The 4,727-nt window shown below is 69.5% G+C and carries 5 protein-coding genes; all 5 read right to left on the reverse strand.

Going from position 1 to position 4,727, the window contains the following annotated elements:
• Positions 1 to 1,059, reverse strand: a 1,059-nt coding sequence (bamB, locus tag AC1D01_RS21435) for an outer membrane protein assembly factor BamB (RefSeq protein ID WP_477869864.1), incomplete at its 3' end; no start/stop codon positions are given.
• Positions 1,056 to 1,736, reverse strand: a complete 681-nt coding sequence (locus AC1D01_RS21440) for a YfgM family protein (protein WP_477869866.1) — start codon at positions 1,734 to 1,736, stop codon at positions 1,056 to 1,058. The genes bamB and AC1D01_RS21440, both read right to left, overlap by 4 nt.
• A 33-nt stretch (positions 1,737 to 1,769) precedes the next feature.
• On the reverse strand, positions 1,770 to 3,092 hold the full coding sequence (gene hisS, locus AC1D01_RS21445; RefSeq protein WP_477869868.1) for a histidine--tRNA ligase: 1,323 nt from the start codon (positions 3,090 to 3,092) through the stop codon (positions 1,770 to 1,772).
• A 121-nt stretch (positions 3,093 to 3,213) separates the two neighbouring features.
• Positions 3,214 to 4,539 carry a flavodoxin-dependent (E)-4-hydroxy-3-methylbut-2-enyl-diphosphate synthase gene (ispG, locus tag AC1D01_RS21450; RefSeq protein ID WP_477869870.1) on the reverse strand — a complete coding sequence of 442 codons (1,326 nt, stop codon included), beginning with the start codon at positions 4,537 to 4,539 and terminating at the stop codon, positions 3,214 to 3,216.
• 3 nt (positions 4,540 to 4,542) lie between these two features.
• The coding region (locus AC1D01_RS21455; protein WP_477869872.1) for a DUF4115 domain-containing protein at positions 4,543 to 4,727 on the reverse strand (185 nt) is incomplete at its 5' end.

Here is a 4,727-nt window from a genome sequence, read left to right on the forward strand (position 1 = left end):
GCTCAGCACCGGCGTGCCGACCACGGGGCTGCCATCGGTCGGCAGGCGCAGCTTGAAGCTGCCGTCGGCCGTCGACAGCCAGTGCACATAGCCCTCGACGTCGCCGAACACGGCCATCTTGTTGACGATCAGCGGCGACGACAGGTTGCGGTACAGCAGTTTCTCGACGCTCCACGCCACCTCGCCGCTGGCGGTGCGCCATGCGGTGATGCGGTCGCTGGCATCGGCCGCGACGGTCACGTCCGCGTCGGCCGCGACACCCTGCAGGCCGCCGACGTTGCGCGTCCACGCGAGGCTGCCGCGCTCGGCATTGACGCAGGCGACGGCCGCCTGGAAGGCGCGCGCGCAGACGCTGTCGCCGACGCGTGCGGCCGGCGCGACCAGGTCGGCCAGGCGCTCGATCTCGTTGGTGCCGCGCGGCGAGGCGAGCGACACCTCCCAGCGCACGGTGCCGCGCAGCGGGTCGAGCCCGGTGAGCTTGGCCCCCTGCCCGACCAGCAGCGTGTCCTTGAACGCCATCACGACACCCGGCTGCGACAGCGTCAGCGCATCGCCCGGGCGCTGGAAGCTCCACAGCTTGCGGCCGTCGAGCGCATCGAAGGCCTGCACCACGCGGTCGACGCTCATCACGAAGACGYGTTCGCCGGCCACCAGCGGCGCGCTGCTGACGCGTGCCGGCAGCTGCTTGCGCCAGATCTCCTTGCCGGCATCCAGCGTCACGAGCTGGTTGTCGCGGGTCACGACGCTCACGAAGCGGCCGTCGCTGCCGACGCCGGCGCTGAGCCGGCCATCGGCCTGGCCGCGCCAGACTTCCTGGCCGGTGTCGGCACGCCAGGCCTGGATGGTGCCGTCATCGCTGGCGGCGATGAAGTTRCCGCCGGCCGCCACGATGGCCAGCGGGAATTTCAGCGTGCCGATCGATTGCGTCCAGACCTGGCGACCGGCGATCGACGGCGTCAGCTCCTCGAGCACCGTCGGGCCGGGCCGGGTGGATTTGCTCGCGCAGGCGGCCAGCGCCGCGACCATCAGCGCCAACGCGAGACGCGTCAGTCCCTTCATGGGGTGCCCACCACGGCAGAGGCGGCAGCGCTGGCCGCCGGTGCGGCGCCGAGCGCCGTCAGCTTGGCCTCGACCAGCTGGCGGTACTCGACCGTGCTGTCGAAGCTCTTCCAGGCCTGGTTGTAGGCGGTCTTCGYCTCGTCGGCCTTGCCCTGCGCCAGCAGCACGTCGCCGCGGCGGTCGGCCACCAGGCCTTCGAAACCGGCCGAGGTGGCGGCGTCGAGCGCCTTCAGCGCCTCGTCGTACTTCTTCTGGTCGAGCAGCAGGCCGGCCAGGCGCAAGCGCGCGATCGTCTGGTACTCGGCTTCGGTCGCGTTCTCGCTGGCCCAGGTCAGGCTCGCGCGGGCGGCGTCGGCCTGGCCCTTCTCGAACTGCAGCTTGGCAGCGAGCAGCGCGGCCTGCTGCGCGAAGGCGGTGCGCGGGAAGCGCTCCTTCATCTCGCCGAAGATGCGGCCGGCCTGGTCGGCGTTGCCGGCGGTCACGGCCTTGCCGAGTTCGTCGAACAGCATGCCGGCCTTGGCCGACTGCTCGCGTTGGTAGTACGTCCAGCCGTTCCAGGCCGCGAAGCCGCCCAGCGCCAGGATCAGCACCCAGGTGATCAGGTTGCCGTACTGGTTCCAGAACGCCTTCAGCTGGTCGATCTGTTCTTGTTCTTCGAGGTCGAGGTGGGTGGCCATGGGGATCGTTGGAAATTTCGGACGAAGCCGGGATTATGCGTTGCGCAGTTCAGCCGCCCACTCGGATACGCCCGAGAGCGACAAGTTGCGTTGTGTGACAGCCGGGTCACGCAATGATTTCAGCGCCACCTCGCCGGCCGCCAGCTCCGATTCGCCGAAGATCAGCGCCCAGGCGGCGCCGCTGGCATCGGCCTTCTTGAACTGCGCCTTCATGTTGCCGCCACCGGCATGCATCTGCACCGACACGCCGGCCGCGCGCAGCGCCTGCAGCGTCACCAGGGCCTGCGGCAGCACCGCCGGCGACATCAGCACCGCGTAGGCGCGCGGCGCCGCACTCGGCACCGGCAGCTTCAGCTCCTGGATCAGCAGCAGCAGCCGCTCGATGCCCAGGCCGAAGCCCACCGCCGGCGCCGGCTTGCCGCCCAGCTGCTCGATCAGGCCGTCGTAGCGGCCGCCGCCGCACACCGTGCCTTGCGAGCCGAGCTGGTCGGTGACCCACTCGAAGACGGTGAGGTTGTAGTAGTCCATGCCGCGCACCAGGCGCGGGTTGACGCGGTACGGCAGCCCCGCGGCGTCGAGGATCGCGCGCACGGTGCCGAAGTGCGCGAGCGAGGCCTCGCCGAGGAAGTCCATCAGCTTCGGCGCCGCCTCGATCAGCGATTGCAGTGCCGGGTTCTTGCTGTCGAGGATGCGCAGGGGGTTGCTGTGCAGGCGGCGCTTCGAGTCTTCGTCGAGCGCGGCGGCATGCTGCTCGAAGTACGCGACCAGCGCCTCGCGGTGCGCGCGCCGCTCGTCGGGCTGGCCGAGGCTGTTCAGCTCGAGCCGCACGTGCTCGCCCTCGACCAGGCCGAGTTCGCGCCACAGCAGGCGGGTCATCAGGATCAGCTCGGCATCGACGTCGGGGCCCGCGAAACCGAGCGCCTCGACGTCCAGCTGGTGGAACTGGCGGTAGCGGCCCTTCTGCGGCTTCTCGTGGCGGAACATCGGGCCCATCGTCCAGATGCGCAGCGGGCCGTTGTACAGCGCGTTGTGCTCGACCATCGCGCGCACGATGCCGGCGGTGGCCTCCGGGCGCAGCGTCAGGCGGTCGCCGTTCATCGCGTCGGTGAAGGAGTACATCTCCTTCTCGACGATGTCGGTGACCTCGCCCAGGCCGCGCACGAACAGCGCGGTCGGCTCGACGATCGGCGTCAGCAGGTACTGGTAGCCGTAGCGCGCGAGCACCGAACGCACCGTCGTCTCGAACCACAGCCACAGCCCGGCGTCGGGCAGTTTCTCGGTGCGCGGCACGCTGGCCGGCAGGATGTCGTTCATGCCCTTCACGGCCTGGAGGGCGGCTTGCTTGGTGTCAGCCATAGGAATCAACTTGAAAGCAGATCGGGTCCCGAAAGACCCGGCAGTGCGAAGAAACCCCGGTCAGCCTGAGGTATCGAAGGCCCGCTCGATGCGGGCAGGTGCAACGGCGCTGACGAAGGCGTCAGGCCGCCACGGTCGAATGCTGGGCGGTGGCCGAGCCGAAGCGCTTCTCGATGTAGTCCTCGACCAGCGTCTGGAACTCCTGCGCGATGCGTTCGCCGCGCAGCGTCAGCGCCTTCTCGCCGTCGATGAAGACCGGCGCGGCCGGCGCCTCGCCGTTGCCGGGCAGGCTGATGCCGATGTCGGCATGCTTGCTCTCGCCCGGGCCGTTGACGATGCAGCCCATCACCGCGACCTTCATCGACTCGACACCCGGATAGCGGGCGCGCCACACCGGCATCTGCTCGCGCAGGTAATCGTCGATCTGCTTGGCCAGCTCCTGGAAGGTGGTGCTGGTCGTGCGGCCACAGCCGGGGCAGGCGGTGACGCTCGGGTTGAACGCGCGCAGGCCGAGCGACTGCAGGACCTCCAGCGCCACCACGACCTCTTGCGTGCGGGCCTCGCCGGGCTGCGGCGTCAGCGAGACGCGGATCGTGTCGCCGATGCCCTGCTGCAGCAGCAGCGCGAGCGCGGTGGACGACGCCACCGTGCCCTTGGTGCCCATGCCGGCTTCGGTGAGCCCCAGGTGCAGCGGGTAGTCGCAGCGCTTCGCGAGCGCCTGGTAGACGCTGACGAGATCCTGCACGCCGGACATCTTGCACGACAGCACGATCTGCTCGCGCCGCAGGCCGATCTCTTCGGCGCGCTTCGCCGACTCGATCGCCGACGTGATGATCGCGCGGTACATGATCTGCTGCGGCTCGAACGGCACGGCGCGGCGGCCGTTCTCGTCCATCATCTGCGCGAGCAGTTCCTGGTCGAGGCTGCCCCAGTTGACGCCGATGCGCACCACCTTGTCGTGGCGCGCGGCGGCTTCGATCATCTGGGCGAACTGCTTGTCGCGCTTGTCGCCCTTGCCGACGTTGCCGGGGTTGATGCGGTACTTCGACAGCGCCTCGGCGCAGGCCGGGTGCTCGGTGAGCAGCTTGTGGCCGTTGTAGTGGAAATCGCCGATCAGCGGCACGTCGACGCCCATGCGGTCGAGCTGGTCGCGGATGTGCGGCACCGCCGCGGCCGCCTCGGGCGTGTTGACCGTGATACGCACCATCTCGGAGCCGGCCACCGCCAGCTCCTTCACCTGGATCGCCGTCTCGATCACCTGCACCGTGTCGGTGTTGGTCATCGACTGCACGCGCACCGGTGCGCCCCCGCCGATCGTCACGTTACGTGCGCCCCAGCGCACCTGTGCCTGCACCGTCGTGCGCTGCACCGGCCGGGCCGGTTCGATGAACTCGTCGTCCAGCAGCAAGGCCGAAGGAATCTGCGAGGGGGAGGAGATGGAGGTCATGGCTTACTCGAGGTCGAACTTGGCGATGTTGTCGCGCGTGGGCGACATGGTCACCGCGCGGCCCCGGTAAGTAACCGTGGTGGCCGAAACGTTCCCGATTCTGACGTGAAGCGGAGAAGCCCCGTCCAGGCCCAAGGATTCCCCGGGCTGCAGCGAACGCGACACCAGCACGGTGCCGCGGCCGTCGA

It is taken from the genome of Rhizobacter sp. P3_B12, assembly GCF_056402895.1.